Here is a 23,274-nt window from a genome sequence, read left to right on the forward strand (position 1 = left end):
GGGCTGGGAGAAACACATTTGTTTGATTTCGGTATCATCCCGCCGGCGATGTTCCTGGGCATGGTTATCTTCATGCTCTACGGCTTCCCGGTCGCTTTTTCGCTCGCCGCCGTCGGCCTGTTGTTCGGCATCATCGGCATCGTCACCGGCCATTTTGGCGAAGTCTTTCTGCAGGCGCTGCCGCTGCGCTTCTTCGGCATCCTTTCCAATGACCTGCTGCTCGCCATCCCGTTCTTCACCTTCATGGGTGCGGTGCTGGAGCGCTGCGGGCTGGCCGAAGACCTGCTCGAGGGCACCGGCAAGCTCTTCGGTGGCATACCGGGCGGCCTGGCCTACGCCGTCATCCTCGTTGGCGCGGTCCTCGGCGCGATCACCGGCACGGTGGCCGCCTCCGTCATCACCATGGGGGTGATCTCGCTGCCGATCATGCTGCGCTACGGCTACAACCCGCGCCTTGCCACCGGCGTCATCGCCGCCTCGGGCACGATCACCCAGGTAATCCCGCCTTCGCTCGTGCTCGTCGTTCTTGCCGACCAGCTCGGCAGGTCGGTCGGCGACATGTATCTCGGCGCGATCGGCCCTTCGATCCTGCAGGTGACGATCTTCGTGCTCTTCATCCTGGTGATGTCGATCATCCGGCCGAAATCGATGCCGCCGCTGCCGAAAGAGGTGCGCGGCGATTTCAACTGGGCACTGCTCACCAAGGTGCTGATGGGCATGGTGCCGTCGATCGTGCTGATCTTCCTGGTGCTCGGCACGATCTTCATGGGCCTTGCGACACCGACGGAAGCAGGCGCGCTCGGCGTCGTCGGTGCCATGGCGCTCGCCGCCATGCATCGCCGCCTCACCTGGCCGTTGATCCGCGAGGCGATGGCATCGACCACGCACATCACATCGATGGTGGTGATGATCCTGATCGGCTCCACCTGTTTCAGCCTGGTGTTCCAGGGCATGGACGGCTCGCGCTGGATCGAGCATATGCTGTCGGGCATTCCCGGCGGCCCGGTCGGTTTTCTGATCTTCGTCAACATCTTCATCTTCGTGCTCGCCTTCTTTCTCGATTTCTTCGAGATCGCCTTCATTGTCATCCCGATGCTCGCCCCCGTCGCTTCCAGTCTCGGCATCGACCTGATCTGGTTCGGCGTCCTGATCTGCGTCAATATGCAGACAAGCTTCATGCATCCGCCCTTCGGCTTCGCGCTCTTCTACCTGCGCTCGATCGCCGGCAAGGACGTCAAGACCTCCGATATCTACATGGGAGCCCTTCCCTGGGTCGGCATGCAGCTGATCCTGGTGGCGATCGTGATCTTCTGGCCGCAATCGGTAACCTATTGGCTGGATCATGGTCCAAAGGTCGACCCGAACTCGATCAAGATCGAAGTCCCGGGCTTCGGCGGCCAGCTCGGCCTGCCGCCGCTGGGCGGCGGCAATGGCTCGCCGCAGATCCCCGGCCTGACCCTGCCGCCACTCGGCCTGCCGGGAGCACCGCCGCCACCCGCCAGATAACAGAGTCAAAACAAAACCCCGGACCAAGTGTGATCCGGGGTTTGGTTATGCGTTCGTGTTATGCGCCGATGGAAGCCCTCAGAGCTTTCCGGCCCGCTGCTGGATCATCATGAACGTATCGAAAGTGTATTCCGAAAGCTGCATCCAGAGATAGGCGTCGCGTTTGAAGGCGGTCTGGTCGTCGTAGATTTTCTTGAAATACTGGTTGGTGCCCGAGATTTCGCTATAGATGCCGGTTGCCGCCTGAAAGCAGGCTTCCATGATCTCCTGGCTGAACGGGCGCAGCGTCGCACCTTCGGCAACAAGCTGCTTCAGCGCGGTCGGGTTCTTCGTATCGTACTTCGCCAGCATGTTGGTGTTGGCAAAAGCGCAGGCATCCGTCAGCGCAGCCTGATAATGCTTCGGCAGGTTGCTCCATTTCTCGAGGTTGAAGAAACCATGCACCGTCGGGCCACCTTCCCACCAGCCGGGATAATAATAATACTTCGCCACCTTGTGGAAGCCGAGCTTCAGATCGTCATAGGGGCCGACGAATTCCGCCGCATCGATCGTGCCTTTTTCCAGCGCCGGATAGATGTCGCCGCCGGCAATCTGCTGCGGGATGACGCCAACCTTCTCCATGACGCGGCCGGCAAGGCCGGCAATGCGCATCTTGACGCCCTTGAGGTCATCGAGGGTATTGATTTCCTTGCGGAACCAGCCGCCCATCTGCGCACCGGTATTGCCGGCCGGCAGCGCATACATGCCCTGTGTGGCATAAAATTCATTCATTAGCTTATTGCCGTTGCCCTCATAATACCAGGCATTGGTCAGGCGGCTGTTCAGGCCAAACGGAATGGCCGTTCCGATGGCGTAGGTCGGATCCTTGCCGACGAAATAATAGGAGGTCGTATGGGCTGCCTCGACCGTACCGGCAGCCACCGCATCAACGGCCTGCAGGCCGGGCACGATTTCACCGGCCGCGAAAGGCTGGATCGTGAAATTGCCGTCGGTGGCGGCGGCAACATGCTTGGCAATATCCTCGGCGCCGCCATAAATTGTATCCAAGCTCTTCGGAAACGACGACGTCATGCGCCACGCGATCTTCGGATTCTCCTGCGCGATCGCAGGCGCGGCCAATGCCGTCGCAGCTACCGCGCCGGCGCTGGCGGTTCCCGCTTTCTTGAAAAACGAACGACGATCCATCAAAAACCTCCCGTATAGATGGCACTGCGCGGGCAATCTTCACCCCTACCCGCGGCAAGGGCGAAGCTAAGCATGGCGAGAGCCGCGATTCAAGCTTTAGTCTATTAGCCTTTGGCATCAAGACGGCAATAAGACAACGCACGCGTCCATCAAAATCAGCGGCTTAGCAGCGAACCCGGAGCCACCGCATCGCTTCCGCCGCATTTTGCTCACCTGATGCAGCCAAGCGTTGACTTGACCATCGTTCTGACGGCAAAACGATATGCAGAAATTTTTTATCGGGGCTGATATGACGAAACCGATCGTTGCCATTCCTGCAGATATTCGCAGCTTCGACGGCGCGACCTGGCACGCCGTACAACATCAATATCTCCGTGCCGCGTTGAATGCGGCCGGTGTCATGGCCCTCATCATTCCCGCCTTCGAGGAGGGCTACGATACCGATGCGATCCTCGACCGCGTCGACGGCCTCTTGGTTTCCGGCTCGGCCAGCAACGTGCATCCTTCTCTCTACGGTGCCGAGGCCAAGGATAAGGACGGCCCCTTCGACCCCGCCCGCGACGCCACCAGCCTGCCGCTCATCCGCCGCGCCATCGACCGCGCCATCCCGCTGCTCGCCATCTGCCGTGGCATCCAGGAGCTGAATGTCGCTCTGGGTGGCTCGCTGGCAAGCGAGATCCAGGAGCAGCCGGGCATCTCAGACCACCGCCGGCCGGAAGGCGTCGACCGCGACGGCATGTATGCCATTCGCCAGAGCGTCCACGTCAAGGAAGGTTCCTGCATCGCCGGCATTCTCGGCCCGGGCGAGGTCCGCGTGAATTCGTTGCACCGGCAGGCAATCGCCAGGACCGCTCCCCGCCTGCGGGTGGAAGCCACCGCCGAGGACGGCACGGTGGAGGCCGTCTCCGTCATCGATGCCAAGGCCTTCGCCGTCGGCGTACAATGGCATCCGGAATATTGGGCCGAAACCGACAAGCCTTCCAACAAGCTGTTTGCCGCCTTCGGCGACGCCGCCCGGAGGTATGCCGCCGGCAAATTGGCAGTCATCCCGGCGCGGACGACCGTTTGACGGCGAGGCGCCGGCGAAACTGAAATCCTGCCGTTTTAACGCTTCTGCGGCGTCTCCGGCACTGGTGTCAGCGCCGCGCCTTTCTCGAACCAGGCGATGAGATTGTCGGCGACGAGATCGGCCATCGCATTGCGCGTCGGCACCGACGCGGAAGCGACATGCGGCAGCAGCACGGCATTGGTCGGCTCCAGCAAATCGCCCGGCACGGTGGGCTCTTCATAAAAGACGTCGAGCCCGGCGGCTCCCAGCGCGCCGGAGGCAAGGGCGGCGCTCAGCGCTGCCTCGTCCACCGTCCAGCCGCGTCCGACATTGACGAGAATGCCGTTCGGGCCGAGTGCTGCCAGAATGTCGGCGTCGATCGTCTTATGCGTCTGCGGCGTCTTCGGAACGATGGCGATCAGCGTATCCACCGCTTCCGCCAACCCCTTCAGCGTCGGGTGATAATCGTAAGGTGCATCGGCATGGCGCGACCGTGTGTGGTAACTGATCTTCACCTTGAACGGCTCCAGCCGCTTGGCGATCTCAAGCCCGATGCGGCCAAGGCCATAAAGCCCGACATGACGGCCCTTGAGCGAGAAGCGCGACAGCGGATAGGTCGCGCCCGGCTTCCAGTTGCCTGCACGCAACCAGGCTTCGGCCCGCGGCAACTCGCGGACGGTGTTCAGCAGTAGGCCGATTGCCGTATCGGCGACCTCGTCGTTCAGCACATCCGGCGTATTGGTGACGACGATGCCTTTCTCGGCGGCATGTTTCACATCGACGCCGTCGTAGCCGACACCGAAGTTGGCGACCACCTCGACATGCGGCAGCTGGTCCATCCAGGCGCCGGGGAACGGGCCGGAAACAGCGACACCGCGGATGCGGCCGGCGGTCTCGCCGTCAAGGGCAAGCCTCTCCTCGCGGGCCACAGCGATGATCTCAAAACGATCCTTCAGTCTTTCGAGAACACGCTCGTGTATCTTCCCAGGAACGAGAATGACGATGCGGGACATGGCTTTTCCTCTTGGATGACCGTCTTGGTTCAGGCGCGGGGCCGGTGGGGGCTGGTGGACTGGCGGATGCGCATTTCCGGTTTGATCAGATGCATGCCGTCAGGTTCGTGGCTGCCGGCAAGGCGATCGAGAAGCGCCCGGGCGGCCAGGCGGCCGACCTCGGTCTGGCCGTTCCAGACGGTTGTCAGCGCCGGGGTGGCGATCGAGGCCTCCTCGAGATCATCGTAGCCGGTGACGGAAATATCGCGTCCCGGCACCAGGCCGGCACGCGCAATGCCATTCATCAGCCCGATCGCCACGAGATCGTTCCAGCAGACCGCCGCCGTCGGCTTCTGCGGCAACGAGAGGAAATGCACGGCGGCCTCGAAACCGCCCTGCTTCGAGCGCGGGCCGGGAATGCGCAGGTTCGGATCGACCTCGATGCCGGCCTTGCGCAGCGCATTGACGTAACCCTGGTAGCGGTCGCGGCCGGTGGATGTCTGGTCCGTACCGCCGATCATCGCAATCGAGCGATGGCCGAGGCCGATCAGGTGGTTGGTGGCGAGCGAGATGCCATAGCTGTCGTCGCCGCGGTAGGTCGGCAGGTCTTGTCCCTCCATCGAGCGCGCGACCAGGATCGCCGGCATGCCGTTGTCTTCCGCCAGTTGCACGTCCTCAGGCGGCGTGCCGATCGCCGGTGACATGATGACGCCGTCGCCGCCGAGTTGCAGAAGCGTTTCGATGAAGGTGCGCTGCTTCTCGACATTGTCGTAATGATTGGAAAGGATGAAAGTGTGGCGGCTGCGATCGAGCTCGCTTTCGATTGCCTTCAAGATTTCCCCGTAGAACGGGTTCATGATGTCGTGCACGACGACGCCGATGATGCCGGAGCGCGAGGTGCGAAGGCTGGCGGCGCGGCGATTGTAGATATAGCCGAGCGCGCGCGCCTGTTCCTTGATCTTGTCCCGCGTATTGCTGGCGACGAGCGGACTGTCGCGTAAGGCAAGCGATACGGTCGCTGTTGAAATGCCGAGCGTTTCGGCGATTGTCGAAAGCTTGATCTTCTGGACCACGTGTCCTCCTCCAGGCAGCACGCAAGCAGCAAGAGCCGCAGGAAACCCGGCATGGCCCTTAAAATGTTTAATTAAAAGATTTAATCGGTGGAAGCAATTCGTCTTTCCGCAAAATTTCAGTCTTCATCCGGATCTTCGATATGAAGAGCTTCGGCCTGCAGATTGCCGTCGATCGCCTTCAGCAGGCGGACGAGATTGCGGATTTCCTTTTCGGAAAATTCCAGCGTCGCCAGCCTGTCGCAGGCTGCGGCCGCCATCTCGATCCCCTGCACGCTGCCACGGCCGAGCTCGGTAAGATAGACTTTGGTGAGGCGCGCATCCTCGGCATCGGGCTTGCGCTCGAGAAAGCCCTGCGCCTCCATGCGGCCGATCGTGCGCGTCATCGTCGGCGCTTTGACGCCGAGTTTCTGGGCAAGGCCGCCGGCCGTCATGCCATCGCTCTCGGCAAGCGAGAGGATGACGCCGTCCTGGCCGGCATAGAGGCCGCTTTCGAGAAGGTTGCGCGAAAGCACCGTGCGCATGGAGCGAGCCGCCTGGGTGAGCGCTGGAGAGAGATCGACAAGCGTATACTCGGTCTTGTCCTTCTTCTTGGGCTTATTCTTTTTGCCGTCCTTGTGCTTCTTTCCCATAGCCATCCCTTTGATCTTTAAGCCCTGGCGCTGCTGCGATATGACATTGCCCAGGATCTCGTCATAAACAAGAGGCAACAACCGGATGATGACGCCTTCGCCCCGCTTCGAAGACAGCGACCCGGTCTTCGCCTCCGACCGGCGCCGCCCGATCGCCGTGTTACCGCTCGGCGCGCATGAGCAGCACGGCCCTCACCTGCCCTTCGAAACCGACACGCTGATTGCCGAAGGCATCGCCGCGCGATTGAGGATGGCCCTACCGGCTGGTCTCCCCATTACATTCCTGCCCGCCGAATCCGTCGGCTATTCCGTAGAGCATATGGATGTTGAAGGAACGAAGACGCTTGCCTTCGACGAAGCGGTGGACCGCTGGCTCGGCATCGCCGAAGGCTTGGCGAACCAAGGCATCCGCAAATTGGTGATGCTGAATGCACATGGCGGCAATTCGCCCGTCATATCAATCGTCGCGACCGAGGCGCGGGTCCGCTTTGCCATGCTGGCGGTGGCGACGAGCTGGACCCGCTTCGGCCTGCCCGATGGCGTCATCCCGCCCGAGGAAAAGGCAATCGGCATCCACGGCGGCGATATCGAGACCTCGGTGATGCTGGCGCTTCATCCGGGCCGGGTTGACATGGCGAAAGCGGTGGATTTCCCCTCGCGGCAGACGGAATTTACCCGACGCTTCAAACATCTGCGCGCCTATGGGCCGCACGCCTTCGGCTGGAAGATGTCCGATCTCAATCCGCAAGGCGTGGCAGGCAACGCTGCGGCGGCGACGGCTGAAAAGGGCGAGGCGCTGATCGCCCATGCGGTCAAGGGACTGGTGGAATTGCTGGAGGATGTCGATGCCTTCGATGTCACGCAGCTCCGGTGAATGGTCATCTGCGCCGGACGAATGATGTGATCTTATAACATTATAAAACCCTTTGAACTGCCGCGCCCATGCCATTATATGAGACCAACCGTTTGAAGCAGCCGATCTGAAGCTACTCGGCCGCACGCCTAATCCTAGAGGTTCTCATGACCGACGCGATCCCCACCCAGAAGCCCATTCCCGTTACCGTGCTCACCGGTTATCTCGGTGCCGGCAAGACGACATTGCTCAACCGCATCCTTTCCGAAAATCACGGCAAGAAGTATGCGGTCATCGTCAACGAATTCGGCGAAATCGGCATTGACAACGACCTGATCGTCGAGTCGGACGAAGAAATCTACGAGATGAACAATGGTTGCGTCTGTTGCACGGTGCGCGGCGACTTGATCCGCGTCGTCGAAGGGCTGATGCGCCGTCCCGGCCGCTTCGACGGCATCATCGTTGAAACGACCGGCCTTGCCGATCCGGTGCCGGTCGCCCAGACCTTCTTCATGGACGATGATGTGCGCGCCAAGACCGAGCTCGACGCCGTCATCGCCCTCGTCGACGCCAAGCACCTGCCGCTGCGCCTGAAGGACAGCCGCGAGGCCGAAGACCAGATCGCCTTCGCCGACGTCGTCATCATCAACAAGACCGACCTGGTGACCCCGGAAGAGCTCGATGTGATTGAGGACATCGTCCGCGCCATCAACCCGGCCGCTCGAGTCTACAAGCCCAGCCGCTCCGGCGTCGACCTCGCTCGCGTGCTCGATCAGGGCGCCTTCAACCTGGAGCGCGCACTGGAAAACGATCCGCATTTCCTGGAACAGGGCCATGACGACCATGTCTGCGGCCCGGATTGCGATCACGATCATCACCATGATCACGACCATCACCATCATGATCATCACGGGCACGACCATCATCACCATGGCGCCCATCAACAAGGTGCGATGTCGGCGATCCATGATGTGACGGTGCAGTCGGTGTCGCTGCGTGGCGGCGAGATGAACGCGGAGCGCTTTTTCCCCTGGATCCAGAAGATCACCCAGACGCAGGGACCGAACATTCTCCGCCTCAAGGGCATCATCGCCTTCAGGGATGATCCCGAGCGTTACGTCGTCCAGGGCGTGCACATGATCATCGAAGGTGATCACCAGCGGCCGTGGAAGGAAGGCGAAAAACACGAAAGCCGCCTCGTCTTCATCGGCCGCGATCTCGACCGTGAGAAGCTCGAAGCTTCCTTCAAGGCATGCGAGGCAGCCGCCTGATGCCGACAGTTGCACCGCTTGATCTCGACGGCCACGTTCTGGCCGTCGAATTTTTAGGTGATGTCCCCTTCTTCGCCAGCGCCAACGGCGCGTTTCACCGGCTGGACGGCGGCGACAGGGTTTCTGAAGCCCACCAAGGCATGCTCACCGCAATCCGCGATCCCTACAGCGAGAGCCTGATCTCCGGCGGCGAGGACGGCAAGGTACTGCGCATTTCGGCCGACGGCAGCATCAGCGAGATCGCCACCGCGCCGCGCAAGTGGATTTCGCAGGTCGCAGCCGGCCCGCAAGGGTCCGTTGCCTACTCCTACGGCAAGAGTTCGCTCGTGCGCCTTGCCGATGGGACGACCAAGGAATTTGCCGAGGAGCGCACGGTCGAGGGCCTTGCCTTCGCGCCGAAGGGCCTGCGCATCGCGGCCGCGCGGTATAACGGCGTGTCGCTGCACTGGATCGGCATGACCGCCAAACCGGTCGATCTCGAATGGAAGGGTGCACATACCGGCGTCACTTTCTCGCCGGATGGTAATTTCCTCGTCACTTCGATGCAGGAAAACGCGCTGCACGGCTGGAAACTCGACAGCAAGCCGGGCTCCGAAGCCCGCCACATGCGGATGACCGGCTACCCCGCTAAGGTGAAATCGCTCTCCTGGTCGGTCAAGGGCAAATGGCTCGCCTCGTCAGGCGCGCCGGCCGCCATCGTCTGGCCCTTCCAGGGCAAGGACGGGCCGATGGGCAAGGCGCCGCTCGAGCTCGGCACCCGCGCCAATATCATGGCGACCGCGGTAAAATTCCATCCGCTCGAAGATATCCTCGCCATCGGCTTCATCGACGGCATGATCCTGGCCGTGCGTGTCTCCGACAACAAGGAGGCGTTGCTGCGTCGCCCCGGCAAGGGCGCGGTCACCGCCATGAGCTGGAGCAAGAACGGCAAGCTGCTCGCCTTTGCCTCCGAAGCCGGCGATTGCGGCGTCATCGATATTTCGGCATGAGCCACCTTGCCTAATATGGACGACATCCCGATCGAGCCGGAAATCGTGGTGCTCACGGCCGACCACATGCAGGCCGCAGCCGGAATCAGACGTGTTTCCCTGTGGCAGCGGCTGCCCTGGCTGCCGGATCTGCATACGCCCGAAGAGGAAGAGCAGTACTGGCGCATGCATTTGCTGGCGAACTGCACAATCCTTGGCGCCGCCTTGGAAAACCGGCTCGTCGGTGTCATCGCCTATGGCGACGGCCGGATAGAGCAACTCTACGTTCTCCCGGATTTCCAGGGTTTGGGCATCGGCTCCCTGCTCCTCGGCTGCGCCAAGCAGGAGATGGACGAGATCAGGCTCTGGACGTTTCAACGCAATGCGGGCGCGCGAACTTTCTACGAACGGCACGGTTTTGCCGCCGAGGAGGAGACCGATGGTGCCGATAATGAGGAAAGAGAGCCGGATGTGCGCTATCATTGGCGTCGCCTTCCAGAGCTGACGCCTGACCTACGACCGTCTGGCAACTAAAATCAGGGCTTGCCAAATGCCTTGCCCGGGCGAAACATGAATCGGAGCAGGCATTGCCTGCGCAGTCGCAGGCAGAGGAAACAGGAATGCCGAAACCGACTGGCCTTGGTCTGGCCGCGCAACCGCCGCAGTCCTTGGACAACGCGTTCGTCTGGCTGGTGATCCGCGCCGAGGCACTCGATCTTGCCGCGCGCGAACCGATCCTGCAGCGGCTGCTTGCCGCTCAGATAACGGCCACCTCCGGCAGCAATGAGATCATCGCTCGCGTGCTCGCCGCGCGGCTCGCTGCGACGCAGGTAGAAACCGGCGATCTGTTCGATCTGATCCTGTCCACACTCAACGACGATATTATGCGCAAGATCGAGGCCGATCTCGTTGCCGTGCGCGAACGCGATCCGGCCTGCGCGACATTTCTGCACGCGCTCCTGAACCTCAAGGGGTTCCATGCGCTGCAGACCCACCGCATTGCTCACGCACTCTGGAACGCCGGCCGGCCGGAGATCGCCAGCTGGCTCGCCAATCTCGCCTCGCTGGTCTTCGGCCCGGATATCCATCCGGCCGCGCGGATCGGCGCTTCCATCATGCTTGATCACGGCTCGGGCATCGTCATCGGCGAAACGGCGGTGATCGAGGATGAGGTATCGATCCTGCAGAACGTCACGCTCGGCGGCACCGGCAAGGAGACCGGCGATCGCCACCCGAAGATACGCCACGGCGTGATGATCGGCGCCGGCGCCAAGATCCTCGGCAATATCGAAATCGGCGCCTTCAGCAAGATCGCCGCCGGCAGCGTCGTGCTGAAGCCCGTTCCCGAGCATTGCACGGTCGCCGGCGTGCCGGCAACGCTCGTACGCGTCCACCGCGCCGACGAAATCCCGGCCGAGACGATGGACCAGAATATTTAGACCCCCTTTGAGATCGGCAAGTTCGCGCCGTTCCTACGCGGCTTGGTGAGTTTCTCCGAAGGCTTCGACCCGGTTGCGGCCTTCGCGCTTCGAACGATAGAGTGCCTCGTCCGCCTTCTGCATCAGCCTTTCAAAATTTCCGCCGTTTTGCCCACACGCGGCAACGCCGATACTCAACGTCGGAAAGACGGCCAGATCGGGCCACTGTATGACGGCGGCGGCGAAGGCGAGACGGATGCGATCGGCAATCACCACAGCATCTTCGAGGGAGACATTTTTCAGCACGGCAAGAAACTCATCGCCGCCTTGACGGGCGAGCAGATCGTCCGAGCGCATGATGCCTCTCGAAACACTGGCGAAAAGCCGCAGGATATCGTCGCCGGCGGCGTGGCCATGCCGGTCGTTCAACTGCTTGAAATGGTCGATGTCGATAATGAGCAGCGATACCGGCTGCGAACCGAGAGCGGGCAGATGCTGGGCAAGGCCACCGCGATTGAGCGCGCCGGTCAGCGGGTCGTGGTGGGCGAGTTCAGTCAGCTGATTTCGGCTGCGCTCGGCGGCCATCAGCACCATGGCCATGCTGCGAAGCATGATGAAAGCAACCGCCGATACCGCCATCCAGCTATGGACCACACTGCTGCCGAAAGGATCCGGCCCGCCGATTTCGCCGGTCGCCGCAAGAAGACTGCGAACCGCAAAGATCGTGGCAGTGCAAACATAGAGGCCGACAAGCAGGGCTGCCGAATACAGCCTCTCACGCCGGGCAATACCGATTGCCTCCCTTGCGACGGCAAGATCGCAGAGGCAGCAGATCACGGAGACATAGAGAAGCCTCGCCGACACTGCCGAGGGATCTCTGACAATAATTCCGACCGGCACACTGACGAGAAAGATGGCAAGCCAGAAATAGCGCTGCTCGAGCGCCCGTCCCGAAAAGACACGCACGGCAAAGAACATCAGCATGTAGCCGGCGATGGTCACCACATTGCCGCCGTCGATCGAGACGGAGTAGGGAACGAGATTGCGCAAGGCGACGAGAAAGGAACCGACGCCGACAAGAATATTGCTCAGGCCCCACCACAGCGGCCACCTCTCGAAGCGGCCGGTCGCATAGGCTGCAAGCTGGAGAATACCCAGCACGAAGCAGCTCACGGCCACAATGAAATAGATTGTCCTGAGATCCAGCAGCATGACGCTTTCTCGAAATTCTCTCGGAACTTACAGGAAGCGTTTTGCGGTTTGATTGGGGGCTTGGCTAAAAGTTTAACGATTAGGGGTTTTCTTGCTGCAGTCAGGCGGCTCCCCATCCAGTGCCGATGATGTTAGCCAGCAGACCACCGTGCAGCAAGTCCCTATATAGCCGCTTCGGCCAGACGGGCCGCTCTCTTCCGAAGTCATGACGACGGTGAGATCGAGCGAAGGCACGATGTCGAGCATCTGCCCGCCATACCCCCAGGCGCAAGGCACGCCGCCGATCTGCCGGGTGAACCCGCCATAGCCATATTCATCGCCGGAAAAATGCGAATTCGTCCACGCGGCAACCGCCAGGAAACAATCCGCGCCGCAACCACGGCAGGCCCGCCTGCCTCCATGGTCAAGTGGCGCGGATATTGCCGGCCAGGCGGAGCAAGCCCGACCCGACCGGCCGTTGCTTTAGGCTGCGCGGCGAACCGGCGCGCCAGTCAGCATGCGCCCCGAGGGGACGATCATGCCGGCCGCGCCGTCGAGCCAGCCTTCCGTCAGTTCGAGCGCCAGAAAGCGCGAGCGTTCGAACGGACCCGGCATGACAAGATGGCGAGCCTTTTCGGCAAAAAAGCCGAAACGCTCGTAATAAGCAGCATCGCCGACGAGCAGGACGGCACCATGGCCGCGCTTCTTGGCTTCGAGGATCGCCGCGCGCATCAGCGCCGAGCCAATGCCCTTGCCGCCCTGATGGGGCGCAACGGCGAGCGGACCGAGCAGCAGCGCATTGATCGGCGTGCCCTCGTCATTGACGCCGGCCTCAATGTTCCAGAGCCGCACCGAGCCGATGACATGGCCGTCGCGATCGCGCGCGACAAGCGCCAGGCCCTCGGCCGGAACACGGTTGCGGCGGATCTTTTCCGACGACTTCTTGCGGCGGCTCGCGCCCATGACGCGGTCGAGCAAGGTCTCGCGGGCAACGACATCCGAAGGATTTTCGGCGTCGATGGCGAAAGTAGTAGGCGCAAAGAATGCGCGGACAGAATCAAGAACAGCGGCCATCTTGGCCTCCCGTACCCAATACCGTTATCAGCGGCGATGAAGGAGAATTGTGAAATTGCCGCCCCGGCTGGTTACGGGGCCGGCGGAAACGATCTTAGATGACGTAGGCCTTCAGCGGTTCGAAACCGTTAAAAGCGACCGCCGAATAGGTCGTCGTATAGGCGCCCGTGCCTTCGATCAGGACCTCGTCGCCGATCGAAAGGGAGATCGGCAACGGATAGAGGTTCTTCTCGTAGAGCACGTCGGCCGAATCGCAGGTCGGGCCGGCGATGACGCAAGGTTCCATCTCGTCGCCGTCGTGATCCGTGCGGATCGGATAGCGGATGGCTTCGTCCATCGTCTCGGCGAGACCGCCGAACTTGCCGATGTCGAGGAATACCCAGCGGGCATCGTCATTGTCCGACTTCTTCGAAATCAGCACGACTTCTGCCTTGATGACGCCGGCATTGCCGACCATGCCGCGGCCCGGCTCGATGATCGTCTGCGGGATCTGGTTGCCGAAATGCGTGCGCAGTGCCTGGTAGATAGACTTTCCGTAAGCTTCTGCGGACGGAACGTCGCGCAGGTACTTGGTCGGGAAGCCGCCGCCCATATTGACCATCTGCAGGTGGATGCCCTGCTTGGCAAGCGATACGAAGACGCGCTTGGCATCGGCAAGCGCCAAATCCCAGGCATCGACCTTGGTCATCTGCGAACCGACATGGAACGAGACGCCGTAGGACTGCAGGCCAAGCTGATGGGCGTAGACGAGGACGTCGACAGCCATCTGCGGAACGCAGCCGAACTTGCGCGACAGCGGCCATTCAGCACCTTCGCCATCCGTCAGCACACGGCAGAAGACGCGGGCGCCGGGAGCGGCGCGCGAGATCTTCTCGACTTCCTCGTGGCTGTCGACTGCAAAGAGGCTGACGCCGAGCGCATGCGCGCGGGCAACGTCGCGTTCCTTCTTGATCGTATTGCCAAAGGAGATGCGAGCAGCGGTCGCACCGGCTTCGAGCGCCATTTCGATTTCGGCAACGGATGCGCAATCGAAATTGGAGCCGAGGCCTGCAAGCAGCTTCAGCACTTCCGGGGCCGGGTTGGCCTTGACGGCGTAGTAGATGGCGCTGTCCGGCATTGCGTGACGGAAGGCGTGGAAATTGTCGCTGATGACGTCGAGGTCAACCACGAGGCAGGGACCGTCGGGACGTCGGGTTGCGAGAAAGTCGCGGATGCGCTGGGTGGTCATATCGATTCCCTCTTCCAATTCCAGAGCTCCGGCATGAACCGGAGGACAAAGGGCATACGAGAACCCGCATTGGAACCAGCCGGTGGAGACCCCGGAACCATAGCAAGCGCTCGATGCGCAGATAGTGAACCAACGCCGCGATGCGGTGTAAGTTCGGCTTTGTCTGCCATGGATTGGAGGGAGAATCCCAACCGCACTTCCGGCAATGATGGTGTGCCTCTTCAGTAACCCCCGCTGATGGAAAGCAGGGAGAGAACAAAAAGGCCCGCACCGTCGTTGCTTCAGGCGTCCTCGCATTTTCCGGTTGGCCGGAATAGCGACTGGAGGGGTTAATTCCAGGTACCTTACCGATTTCCTCACCAATTCGAGGGTTCGGCGGACACCCATGGGCACGTGCGACTTTGGGCTGATTGGGAAATAAGAATATTCGCCTTCATAATCAAGCGTTTTTTTGAACGCGGGGCTAAAAAAATAATTGAACAAAATGAGCCGATTTGTTCAACATTCCGAAACAGCGTAAGGGATGTCCATGGATACCTTGACCCGCATACGTGCTTTCATCGATGTCGTCGAAGCCGAGGGCTTTTCCGCCGCCGCCCGGCGCACCGGCCGCTCGAAGGCGCTGCTCTCCAAATATGTGCGCGAGCTGGAGGATGAGCTCGGCGCGCTGCTCCTCAACCGCACCACCCGGCAGTTCTCGATGACCGAGGCCGGTCATACCTATTACCGCAGCGCCTCGGATATTTTGAAGGAGATAGATAACCTCGCCGATCTCGTGCGCGAAAACAATGCGCAACTCAAAGGCCGGCTGCGCATCTCCGTGCCGCGCACCTTCGTCGACGCCGATGTCGGCCAGTCGCTGATCGATTTTGCCAAGGAGAATCCGGACCTTTCGCTGGAGATTGCCGCCGACGACCGTTTCGTCGATCTGATCGAGGAAGGCTTCGACGTGGCGATCCGCATCAGCAAGCTCGAGGATTCCGGCATGATCGCCCGCAAGATCTCCGATTTCCGCGTCCATCTCTGCGCCACCCCCGATTTTCTCGAGCGCCATCCCGATCTTGCGCATCCGAGCGACATTTCCAAAGTTCCGTTCATCGTCGATACCAATGCGCGCACCCAGGCCAGCATCCGTTTTCACAATCCTGACAACACCTCATTCGCCGTCGCAGTCTCTGGCCCGATAGAGGTCAACAGCCCGCATGCGACATTGCGCGCGGCACTCACCGGCATCGGTATCGCCCTCATCCCTGACTTCATCGCCCGCAAGCCGATCGAGAGCGGTGAATTGGTGACGCTGTTCAACGATTACCTTCCGACCGACCGCGGCATCTATGCCGTTTATCCGCACCGGCGCTACCTGCCGGCCAAGGTGAGGATCTTCGTCGACTACCTCAACAACTGGTTCAAGAAACACCCGTAGCGCCACCCCTGCGGCTGCGACATCGCGCCCTGCTCAAACCCGCGGCTATCTGAATCCAGTACGGAATCCGGTCCCAATTCCGTCCCAATTTCTGGCAAGAAGTCAGGGTCACCGAACAGGGCAGCGGAATAGATGAGATATTCGACGATATTGATGGCGGTGCTTGTTTCGCTGGCGCCGGCTGCTGCCCTTGCCCATCCGCATATTTTCGTGGAGGCCCGCCTCGAGGTCGTCGCCGACAAGGATGGCAACGTCGAGGAACTGCGCAACGTCTGGCGCTTCGACGAAGTCTTCTCTTCCTCAGTGGTCATGGATTTCGATAAGAACACCGATTTGAAGCTGGAGCCGAACGAGCTCGCGGAGGTCGGGAAAACGGTGAAGCAGTCGCTCGCCGAATATGATTATTACATGAACCTGACGATCAACGGAAAGAACATTACCGTTCAGAAGCCCGACATCATCCATGTCGACTATAAGGACGGCCAGCTGCTGATGTTTTTCGCGGTCAAGCCGATGGAGAAGATGCCGCTTAAGGGCAGGCTCACCTTCGGCGTCTACGACCCGACGCTCTATACCTCGATCGACTTTCCCACAGACAACGAACTGGCAATCGTCGGCGACGGCTTCAAGGCCTGCAAACATCAGGTGGTGCGACCGGATGCCGACCAGGTGATCTCGCAGAACAAGCAATCGCTGACCGACGCCTTCTTCAATGACCCCACTGGCACCAACATGACCAAACTCTTCGCCACCCGGCTGGAGGTCACATGCTGACAAGACGCCTGTCCTTCATCTTTTCCGCAGCGGCCTTGGCGCTCCTGACGGCGGCAAGCCTTGTCCATGCGCAATCGCCACTTGGCATCGGCACGGCGGAACCGAGTTTCCAGCCGACCGGCGGGCCGCTCGCACCGCTTTTGCTCTATGTGAACTATGAACAGCAGGCCTTCTATCGGGCCTTGACCGGTGCGTTAAAGGGCATGCGCCAAGACCCATGGCAGTTGACCTCGCTGATCGGCCTCTCTTTCGCCTATGGCGTCTTTCATGCCGCAGGGCCTGGCCATGGCAAGGCGGTCATCTCCTCTTACATGATCGCCAACGAGATCGAGCTGAAGCGCGGCGTGGTGATCTCCTTCATTTCGGCCTTCGTCCAGGGAGTAGTGGCAGTGGCGCTGGTCGGCGGCGCATGGCTGGTGCTGCGCGGCACCGGTATCACATTGACGGCGGCGACCCATGCGATGGAGATCGCAAGCTTCGTCATGGTCATCCTCTTCGGCGGCTGGCTGCTGTTCCGCAAACTCCGCTCGATGGCAGGCAACATTCCTCACCGCCGTCTGGTGGCGACATCTGCCGGTCCGGTCAGCATGATGCTCGATTGGAAGGACAATGCCGCCGACCGTCAGGCCTATGCCTTCAACGGCAAGGCGCAGCCTGTCGATGCCGGCCATACCTTCGTTCCCGGCATGGCCTGCGAGACCTGCGGCAATGCCCATGTCCCCGATCCGTCCCTGCTCGCCGGCGACAGGTTCAGCGCCCGTGAGGCATGGTCGGCGATCGTCGCCGTCGGTCTTCGCCCCTGCTCCGGCGCATTGCTGGTGATGACCTTCTCGCTGCTGAACGGGCTCTATCTCGGCGGCGTGCTGTCGGTCGCCGCCATGTCGCTCGGCACGGCGATTACCGTTTCGCTGCTTGCCACGCTTGCCGTCACCGCCAAGAGTGCTGCCGTACGCCTTTCCGGGCGCGGCTCGACCGCCTCGATCTGGATCGGCAACGCCATCGAAATCCTCGGCGCCGTGCTCGTCATGCTGATGGGCGCCCTGCTGCTCGCGGCTTCGCTGCAGGGATAGAACTATTTCCCCCGGCCGCGCTGATAGCGCGCCCGTAGCCAGAAGACCGCGAAAAACGCCAGGATCAGGCAGGCGCCGACTGCGATGCCGAGCGTCGGCGAGAAATTGCCGATCCACAGCACGATGCTTGGCAGGAAATAGATGACCAGGCCGGCGCCGAAGAGGATGACGGCGGCGGCGATGGCCTGCGAACGGCTCTCCGGGCTCACGCGAGCCTTTCCTTTTCCAGATCGGCACGAATATCCTGCAGGCGGCGGATCTGGTTGCCGGCGGCGTCGAAGTTTTCCGGCGAAAGCCAGGTTTCGAAGGCATCGTTGATCAGCGGCCATTCCGTATCGATCATCGAAAACCAGGCTGTGTCGCGGTTGCGACGCTTGGAGATCATGTGCTGGCGGAAGACCCCTTCGAAGCTGAAGCCGTAACGGGCGGCAGTCGTCTTGCTCGCCTCGTTGTTATTGTCGCATTTCCATTCGTAGCGGCGGTAGCCGAGATCCTCGAAGACATGCTTGGCCATCAGGTAATGCACTTCCGTCGACAGCGGCGAACGCTTCATCTCAGGCCCGTGCGCTACCCCGCCGATCTCGACGACGCCGTTTGCCGGGTCGGCGCGCATGTAATTCGCCATGCCGACAATCTTGCCGGTGGCATTGTCGCGGAAGATATGGGTGAGCCAGCCGGACTTGGTATAGACGGTTTCAAGCCAGTTGGCGAAATCCTCGATACCGGAAAAATCGTCCTGCGCGAAATAGAGAAGCAGCGGGTTGATGCCCATGCCGCCAAGCCCGTCCCACAGCGCTTCGAGATGTTCGGCGCGCCGATAGGGTTCGACGGTGACGAAACGGCCCTTCAGTGTGACCGGCTTCGGCGCCGGGCAGCCCTTGAAATTTGCAAGATCGCGCATCTTCACTCCCCTGTTCGAAGAGTGGATAGGCCAGCCGCCCGACAAAGGCAACCGGCCTAGATGTTACTGTGACCCAATCACTGGGACAAGGTCACTTTCGCGGAGGAGACCGTCGCCTCGATATGATCGACCAGCTGGTCGGCAAGGCCGAGCCTGCCGGCAAGCAGATCGAGATAACCGCGCTCGGCGCGCGAATCCGGTTCGATGGTGAGCCGCGAGGCGGTATAGAGCTCGACCCGCTGTTCTTCCGTCGTCGCGGCGGCCACCAGCGCATCGATATCGGTCGGCGAAGCAAGTTCATGCTCGATGAAGGCCGCAGCTTCGCCGCTGACATCGGCAGCCTTGACCTTGTCCATGATCAGGGCGCGTTCGGCATCGTCGATATGGCCGTCGGCCTTGGCGGCGGCGATCATTGCGCGGATCAGCACCAGAACGAATTCGTTGCTGCCGGCAGGCGACGCCGGCCCGAAACCGGATTCGACAGGCGGCGGCAGCAGAACCGGATTGTTTGCCGAGGGGGCATCCGAGGGGGCTGCGGGCGCTTGCCCCGCCTGATAATTTTTATAGGCCTGATAGCCAAGGCCGGCAATGGCGGCAAGACCGCCGATCGCCAGTGCATTGCCGGCAATACCCCGGCCGGTCTTGGTGCCGAGAAGCGCGGCGGCGATCGCACCGGTCTTCATCGGATTGTTCTTTGCCGTCTGAACGGCATCGCCCGCCCTGTCGCGGACCGAACCGCCGAGACCCGGCACCTGCGAACCCAAAAACTGGTCGAGAAGCTTCTTTGCGTCGAACATTCCTCGTCATCTCCCTGTTTGAAGCTGGGAGGCGTACATAGGTTTGCGGCGGCTGGAATACAAATCTGAGGTGAGCGGGATTGCAGCGCGAGGCTCCCCGCCGCCTATCGAACGTCAGGCCTTCAGCGCCGCCGCCTCTGCCGCGAGCTTGGTGATCCCCGCCCAGTCGCCGGCTGCGACCAGCTCCTTCGGTGCCACCCAGGAGCCGCCGACGCAGATGACGTTCGGCAGCGAGAGATACTCATGGGCGTTCTTCAACGAAATGCCGCCGGTCGGGCAGAACAGCGTGCCGGCAAGTGGCGAGGAGAGCGCCTTGAGATAAGCGGCGCCACCGGCTTGTTCAGCCGGGAAGAATTTCAGCACCGGGTAGCCTTCTTCGCGCAGCGCCATGACTTCGCTGGCAGTCGCAGCACCAGGAAGCAGCGGCACCTCCGAATCAGCGGCGGCATCGAGCAGTTCCTGGGTCGTGCCCGGGCTGACGATGAACCTCGAACCGGCCTCGACAGCGGCTTCCCAATGAGCGGCATTGAGGATCGTGCCGGCACCGACTTCGGCGCCCTCGACCTCGGCGGCGACGGCGCGCACGGCCTCGAGTGCGGCCGGCGTGCGCATGGTGATCTCGATCGCCCTCAAGCCGCCCGCAACGAGCGCGCGGGCCAGCAGTACAGACGACTTCACATCGTCGACGATCAGGACCGGAACGACCGGCTGGAGTTTCAGAATGGAAAGGAGCTTATCTGTTTTCTCGCCCATGGTCGCGCGACTTCCTTGAAACGATTGAATTCGGCTCCCGAATAACGCCCTCGCGGAGCCTTGTCGAGATAAAACCGGGCGATATGTCAAGATGGGTAGGAAATGCGCGGAAATTGGACTACCGTGCCGTCATCGTCACCAAAGGTTCACCGTATGGCGAAAGAGATCGAGCGGAAGTTTCTCGTACGCAGCGATGGATGGCGTTCAGCCGTCGAGACGACGTCTGCCCTGAGGCAGGGTTACATCGCCTCGATGGACGATCGTTCCGTCCGCGTGCGCATCCTCGACGACAGGAAGGCAAGGCTGACGATCAAGATCGGCCGCAGCACCATCACCCGCGACGAATTCGAATACGATATCCCGATCGCCGATGCCAAAGAGCTTCTGCAGAACGCCATCGGCATCGTCATCGAGAAGACCCGCTACCGCGTCCCGTATGAGGGCTTCGTCTGGGAGGTCGATGTCTTTGCCGGAGAGCATCGCGGATTGGTGATTGCCGAGGTGGAGATGAGGTCCGAAACCGATAATCCCGCCCTGCCCCGTTGGCTTGGCCGTGAAGTGACCGGCGATTTCCGCTATTCCAACCAAGCCCTTGCCACAGAATACGAGCACGACAGGCATGGGCTATCGCATTCGGCCTGACGCCGATTTCACCAAGGCGTTCCGCAGCGTCGCGACGCATCAGCTGGAACGCGCCGTCATAGTTCTCGACGAGCAGCCGGACGGCGCGCATAAGGCGATCCATTCCTTCCGCAAGAACCTGAAGCGATTGCGCTCGCTTTACCGCCTTGTGGCCCGCGAGGTGCCGGATTTCCAGGGCCGCGAAAATGCCAGGCTGCGCGATGCCGCACGCGCGCTGTCAGCGATCCGCGACGCGGCCGCCCTCATCGGCACGGCGCAATATCTGCAGCGTGCAGCCCGCGGGAACGAGGAAAGCGAGGCACTCGCCCGTATCGTCACGATTCTCCAAGGCCGCCGTGACTGGATGGTGGAAGCCGAAAGCGGTCTGGAACGGCGGCTGAAGGAAACCTCCGACGTTCTGAAGGAGGCGATCGCCGCCCTGGATGCGGTCTCCTTTGGTGGCGGCCACCGCAAGAATGCCCGCATGCTGGCAAGAAGCTGGCGCCGCACCGCTGGGAAGGCCAAGGCAGCACTTGCAGCTTGTCACGGCGAGGCATCGGCCGACGATTTCCATGATCTGCGCAAACGCACCTACGACTATCAGCTTTACCACAGCCTCTTGCGCGACGTCTGGCCCGGCGCGATGAAGGCCAAGCGTGATGCGGCCAAGGAACTCGCCGAGGATCTCGGCCACATTCACGATCTTGCCGTGCTCTCCGAACTGGTCGAGGCCGAGCCGCAGCTCTTCCCCCGCAATGACGACCTCGCCCATCTGCTCGACGCCATCATCTTCCGCCAGCAGGAAGACAGGCGGCAAGCGCTTGTCAAAGCCAAAACCGTCTTCGCCGACGAGCCCGACGAGGAGGCGCAGCGCATCGAGCTTCTCTGGCTTACGGCCGGGAGTTGAGAGGCTACGCCAGCGCATCTGAAATTTCTCAAGGGACATCTATTGACCTCAACCAATCTTGAGGTCCTAGCGTCCGGTGGTCAAACAAGCAGAGCCCTGACCCGTGAGGAAGAAATGACCGCCGAAAACGCCGCGATGCCAATGGTGCTCGGACTCTACGAAACCCATCTGACCGTTGCCGATCTCAAGACCTCCACCGATTTCTACCGCGATGTCGTCGGGCTCAAACCGGCGGCCTCATTCGAGGAGCGCAAAGTGGCTTTCCTCTGGGTGGACGACAGGAAGACCGGTATGCTTGGCCTCTGGGAAACCGGAACCCGACCCCTGAAGATGCGGCTGCATATCGCCTTCCGCATGACCACCGACGACCTGCTGCAGGCGCCCGCCGTACTCAGGGCAAAAGGTGTTGAGCCGCTCGGCTTTACTGGTGAACCGGTGACGGAGCCGGTGGTTCTCGGGTGGATGCCGGCGCTGTCGATCTACTTCAACGATCCGGACGGACACTCGATCGAGTTCATCAGCCTTCTCGACGACACCCCCGACCGGAGCTTCGGCGTCCGGCCGTTTTCGGACTGGCAGGCGCGAGCATAGTCATTCGACCGCCAAGGCCGTCACGGGCGAAGGCAATTGCGCGAGCCGCCGATTTTCTGTATTTCCGCCCCATGACCGACAGCCTCACACGCACCAGCCCGTTCCTCGTGGCCGCACTCTACCATTTCGTTTCCGTGCCGCGCTTTGCCAGCCTGCAGGGCCCGTTGCAGACGCTTTGCGAGGAGAACGGCGTCAAGGGGACGCTACTTGTGGCGCACGAGGGCATCAACGGCACGATCGCCGGCCCGGATGCCGGGATTTACGCCGTGCTTTCCTTCCTGCGCGCCCAGCCGGAGTTTTCAAGCCTGGAGCATAAGGAAAGCCGCGCCTCGAAAATGCCCTTCCTGCGCATGAAGGTGAAGCTGAAAAAGGAAATTGTCACCATGGGCGTCGAGGACATCGACCCCAACAAGGTGGTCGGCACCTATGTGGCGCCTCAAGATTGGAACGCGCTGATTTCCGATCCCGATACGATCGTCATCGACACCCGCAACGATTACGAAACGGCGATCGGCACCTTTCGCGGCGCACTGGACCCGAAAACCAAGACTTTCCGCGAATTTCCCGATTGGGTGCGCGGCAATCCAGGCCTGCACAACAAGCCGAAAGTCGCCATGTACTGCACCGGCGGCATACGCTGCGAGAAGGCCACCGCCTTCATGAAGGCTGAGGGCTTCGACGAGGTCTATCACCTGAAGGGCGGAATCCTGAAATATCTCGAGGAAGTGCCACAGGAAGAAAGTCTCTGGGATGGCGCCTGCTTCGTCTTCGACGAGCGCGTCTCCGTCGAGCATGGGCTACAGCAAGGCGAACACAGGCTATGCCACGCCTGCCGCAACCCGATCACTTCAGAGGAAATCACCTCGCCGCACTACGAGGAAGGCGTTTCCTGCAGCCACTGTTACCACACGCGGACGGAAGAAGACCGGCTGCGTTATCGACAGCGGCAGCACCAGATCGCCCTCGCAAAAAAGCGCGGCCAGCGGCATATCGGCAGCTGA

At 61.4% G+C, this 23,274-nt stretch carries 25 protein-coding genes and 1 pseudogene; 14 read left to right on the top strand and 12 right to left on the bottom strand.

The genetic code is table 11. From position 1 onward, the window contains the following. Positions 1-18: 18 nt before the first annotated feature. Positions 19-1,506, top strand: coding sequence for a TRAP transporter large permease subunit (locus RCCGE510_RS16650; RefSeq protein WP_007631765.1), 1,488 nt, complete (start codon positions 19-21; stop codon positions 1,504-1,506). A 78-nt stretch (positions 1,507-1,584) separates the two neighbouring features. On the opposite strand, the gene RCCGE510_RS16655 is transcribed toward RCCGE510_RS16650, so the two are convergent. Next, complete coding sequence (locus RCCGE510_RS16655; protein ID WP_007631767.1) at positions 1,585-2,691, bottom strand: TRAP transporter substrate-binding protein; 1,107 nt, start codon at positions 2,689-2,691, stop codon at positions 1,585-1,587. Positions 2,692-2,980: 289 nt separating this feature from the next. Here RCCGE510_RS16655 and RCCGE510_RS16660 point away from each other — a divergent pair, with 289 nt between their 5' ends. After that, complete coding sequence (locus RCCGE510_RS16660; protein ID WP_037079013.1) at positions 2,981-3,760, top strand: gamma-glutamyl-gamma-aminobutyrate hydrolase family protein; 780 nt, start codon at positions 2,981-2,983, stop codon at positions 3,758-3,760. A 35-nt stretch (positions 3,761-3,795) separates the two neighbouring features. On the opposite strand, the gene RCCGE510_RS16665 is transcribed toward RCCGE510_RS16660, so the two are convergent. The 3 genes from RCCGE510_RS16665 to RCCGE510_RS16675 all read right to left on the bottom strand — a co-directional run bounded on the left by RCCGE510_RS16665 (position 3,796) and on the right by RCCGE510_RS16675 (position 6,433). Beyond that, positions 3,796-4,752, bottom strand: coding sequence for a 2-hydroxyacid dehydrogenase (locus RCCGE510_RS16665; protein WP_007631773.1), 957 nt, complete (start codon positions 4,750-4,752; stop codon positions 3,796-3,798). 29 nt (positions 4,753-4,781) lie between these two features. Further along, positions 4,782-5,804, bottom strand: coding sequence for a LacI family DNA-binding transcriptional regulator (locus RCCGE510_RS16670; protein WP_007631775.1), 1,023 nt, complete (start codon positions 5,802-5,804; stop codon positions 4,782-4,784). Positions 5,805-5,920: 116 nt separating this feature from the next. Further along, the gene (locus RCCGE510_RS16675) at positions 5,921-6,433 is read right to left on the bottom strand and encodes a MarR family transcriptional regulator (RefSeq protein ID WP_037079015.1); all 513 of its coding nucleotides are present in this window, start codon (positions 6,431-6,433) and stop codon (positions 5,921-5,923) included. A gap of 85 nt (positions 6,434-6,518) precedes the next feature. Here RCCGE510_RS16675 and RCCGE510_RS16680 point away from each other — a divergent pair, with 85 nt between their 5' ends. The 5 genes from RCCGE510_RS16680 (at position 6,519) to cysE (ending at position 10,964) form a co-directional block, all read left to right on the top strand. Beyond that, the gene (locus RCCGE510_RS16680) at positions 6,519-7,307 is read left to right on the top strand and encodes a creatininase family protein (RefSeq protein WP_007631784.1); all 789 of its coding nucleotides are present in this window, start codon (positions 6,519-6,521) and stop codon (positions 7,305-7,307) included. A 146-nt stretch (positions 7,308-7,453) separates the two neighbouring features. Continuing rightward, positions 7,454-8,557, top strand: coding sequence for a GTP-binding protein (locus tag RCCGE510_RS16685; protein ID WP_007631786.1), 1,104 nt, complete (start codon positions 7,454-7,456; stop codon positions 8,555-8,557). Next, on the top strand, positions 8,557-9,546 hold the full coding sequence (locus tag RCCGE510_RS16690) for a WD40 repeat domain-containing protein (protein ID WP_007631788.1): 990 nt from the start codon (positions 8,557-8,559) through the stop codon (positions 9,544-9,546). Before RCCGE510_RS16685 ends, RCCGE510_RS16690 begins: the two co-directional genes overlap by 1 nt. A gap of 15 nt (positions 9,547-9,561) precedes the next feature. Then, positions 9,562-10,059: a GNAT family N-acetyltransferase gene (locus RCCGE510_RS16695; RefSeq protein ID WP_007631790.1), complete on the top strand. Its 498-nt coding sequence runs from the start codon at positions 9,562-9,564 to the stop codon at positions 10,057-10,059. An 86-nt stretch (positions 10,060-10,145) separates the two neighbouring features. Then, the gene (gene cysE, locus RCCGE510_RS16700; protein WP_007631791.1) at positions 10,146-10,964 is read left to right on the top strand and encodes a serine O-acetyltransferase; all 819 of its coding nucleotides are present in this window, start codon (positions 10,146-10,148) and stop codon (positions 10,962-10,964) included. A gap of 33 nt (positions 10,965-10,997) precedes the next feature. On the opposite strand, the gene RCCGE510_RS16705 is transcribed toward cysE, so the two are convergent. From RCCGE510_RS16705 to odc2, 4 genes and pseudogenes are all read right to left on the bottom strand, one after another. Then, the gene (locus RCCGE510_RS16705; protein ID WP_007631792.1) at positions 10,998-12,155 is read right to left on the bottom strand and encodes a GGDEF domain-containing protein; all 1,158 of its coding nucleotides are present in this window, start codon (positions 12,153-12,155) and stop codon (positions 10,998-11,000) included. A 100-nt stretch (positions 12,156-12,255) separates the two neighbouring features. Then, a pseudogene (locus tag RCCGE510_RS35610) lies at positions 12,256-12,494 on the bottom strand (6-aminohexanoate hydrolase); the annotation flags it as partial. A 123-nt stretch (positions 12,495-12,617) separates the two neighbouring features. Continuing rightward, positions 12,618-13,208: an N-acetyltransferase gene (locus RCCGE510_RS16710; RefSeq protein WP_007631793.1), complete on the bottom strand. Its 591-nt coding sequence runs from the start codon at positions 13,206-13,208 to the stop codon at positions 12,618-12,620. Positions 13,209-13,302: 94 nt separating this feature from the next. Next, positions 13,303-14,436: an ornithine/lysine decarboxylase gene (gene odc2 / locus RCCGE510_RS16715; protein WP_007631794.1), complete on the bottom strand. Its 1,134-nt coding sequence runs from the start codon at positions 14,434-14,436 to the stop codon at positions 13,303-13,305. Between the two features lie 529 nt (positions 14,437-14,965). Here odc2 and RCCGE510_RS16720 point away from each other — a divergent pair. The 3 genes from RCCGE510_RS16720 to RCCGE510_RS16730 all read left to right on the top strand — a co-directional run bounded on the left by RCCGE510_RS16720 (position 14,966) and on the right by RCCGE510_RS16730 (position 17,703). After that, entirely contained in the window at positions 14,966-15,859 is an 894-nt protein-coding gene (locus RCCGE510_RS16720; protein ID WP_007631795.1) for a LysR family transcriptional regulator, read from the top strand. 132 nt (positions 15,860-15,991) lie between these two features. Beyond that, positions 15,992-16,633, top strand: coding sequence for a DUF1007 family protein (locus RCCGE510_RS16725; RefSeq protein ID WP_037079001.1), 642 nt, complete (start codon positions 15,992-15,994; stop codon positions 16,631-16,633). After that, positions 16,627-17,703, top strand: coding sequence for a nickel/cobalt transporter (locus RCCGE510_RS16730; protein ID WP_007631798.1), 1,077 nt, complete (start codon positions 16,627-16,629; stop codon positions 17,701-17,703). Before RCCGE510_RS16725 ends, RCCGE510_RS16730 begins: the two co-directional genes overlap by 7 nt. A gap of 2 nt (positions 17,704-17,705) precedes the next feature. Here the strand turns inward: RCCGE510_RS16730 and RCCGE510_RS16735 are convergent, their stop codons facing one another. From RCCGE510_RS16735 to RCCGE510_RS16750, 4 genes are all read right to left on the bottom strand, one after another. Beyond that, the gene (locus RCCGE510_RS16735; protein WP_007631802.1) at positions 17,706-17,912 is read right to left on the bottom strand and encodes a hypothetical protein; all 207 of its coding nucleotides are present in this window, start codon (positions 17,910-17,912) and stop codon (positions 17,706-17,708) included. Then, a complete protein-coding gene (locus RCCGE510_RS16740) occupies positions 17,909-18,604 on the bottom strand; it encodes a GNAT family protein (protein ID WP_007631804.1) in 696 nt (231 codons plus the stop codon). The genes RCCGE510_RS16735 and RCCGE510_RS16740 overlap by 4 nt, the downstream gene beginning before the upstream one ends. Positions 18,605-18,681: 77 nt before the next feature. Further along, on the bottom strand, positions 18,682-19,401 hold the full coding sequence (locus tag RCCGE510_RS16745; protein ID WP_007631806.1) for a tellurite resistance TerB family protein: 720 nt from the start codon (positions 19,399-19,401) through the stop codon (positions 18,682-18,684). A 114-nt stretch (positions 19,402-19,515) separates the two neighbouring features. Further along, entirely contained in the window at positions 19,516-20,154 is a 639-nt protein-coding gene (locus tag RCCGE510_RS16750) for a 2-dehydro-3-deoxy-phosphogluconate aldolase (RefSeq protein WP_007631808.1), read from the bottom strand. A 153-nt stretch (positions 20,155-20,307) separates the two neighbouring features. On the opposite strand from RCCGE510_RS16750, the gene RCCGE510_RS16755 reads away from it, so the two are divergent. From RCCGE510_RS16755 to RCCGE510_RS16770, 4 genes are all read left to right on the top strand, one after another. After that, positions 20,308-20,796, top strand: a complete 489-nt coding sequence (locus RCCGE510_RS16755; RefSeq protein WP_007631809.1) for a CYTH domain-containing protein — start codon at positions 20,308-20,310, stop codon at positions 20,794-20,796. Continuing rightward, entirely contained in the window at positions 20,774-21,682 is a 909-nt protein-coding gene (locus tag RCCGE510_RS16760; RefSeq protein WP_007631810.1) for a CHAD domain-containing protein, read from the top strand. Before RCCGE510_RS16755 ends, RCCGE510_RS16760 begins: the two co-directional genes overlap by 23 nt. A 114-nt stretch (positions 21,683-21,796) precedes the next feature. Next, entirely contained in the window at positions 21,797-22,273 is a 477-nt protein-coding gene (locus tag RCCGE510_RS16765; RefSeq protein ID WP_007631811.1) for a VOC family protein, read from the top strand. A 71-nt stretch (positions 22,274-22,344) separates the two neighbouring features. Next, the gene (locus tag RCCGE510_RS16770; RefSeq protein WP_007631812.1) at positions 22,345-23,274 is read left to right on the top strand and encodes a rhodanese-related sulfurtransferase; all 930 of its coding nucleotides are present in this window, start codon (positions 22,345-22,347) and stop codon (positions 23,272-23,274) included.

It is taken from the genome of Rhizobium sp. CCGE 510 (assembly GCF_000292525.1).
Taxonomy (GTDB): Bacteria; Pseudomonadota; Alphaproteobacteria; order Rhizobiales; family Rhizobiaceae; genus Rhizobium.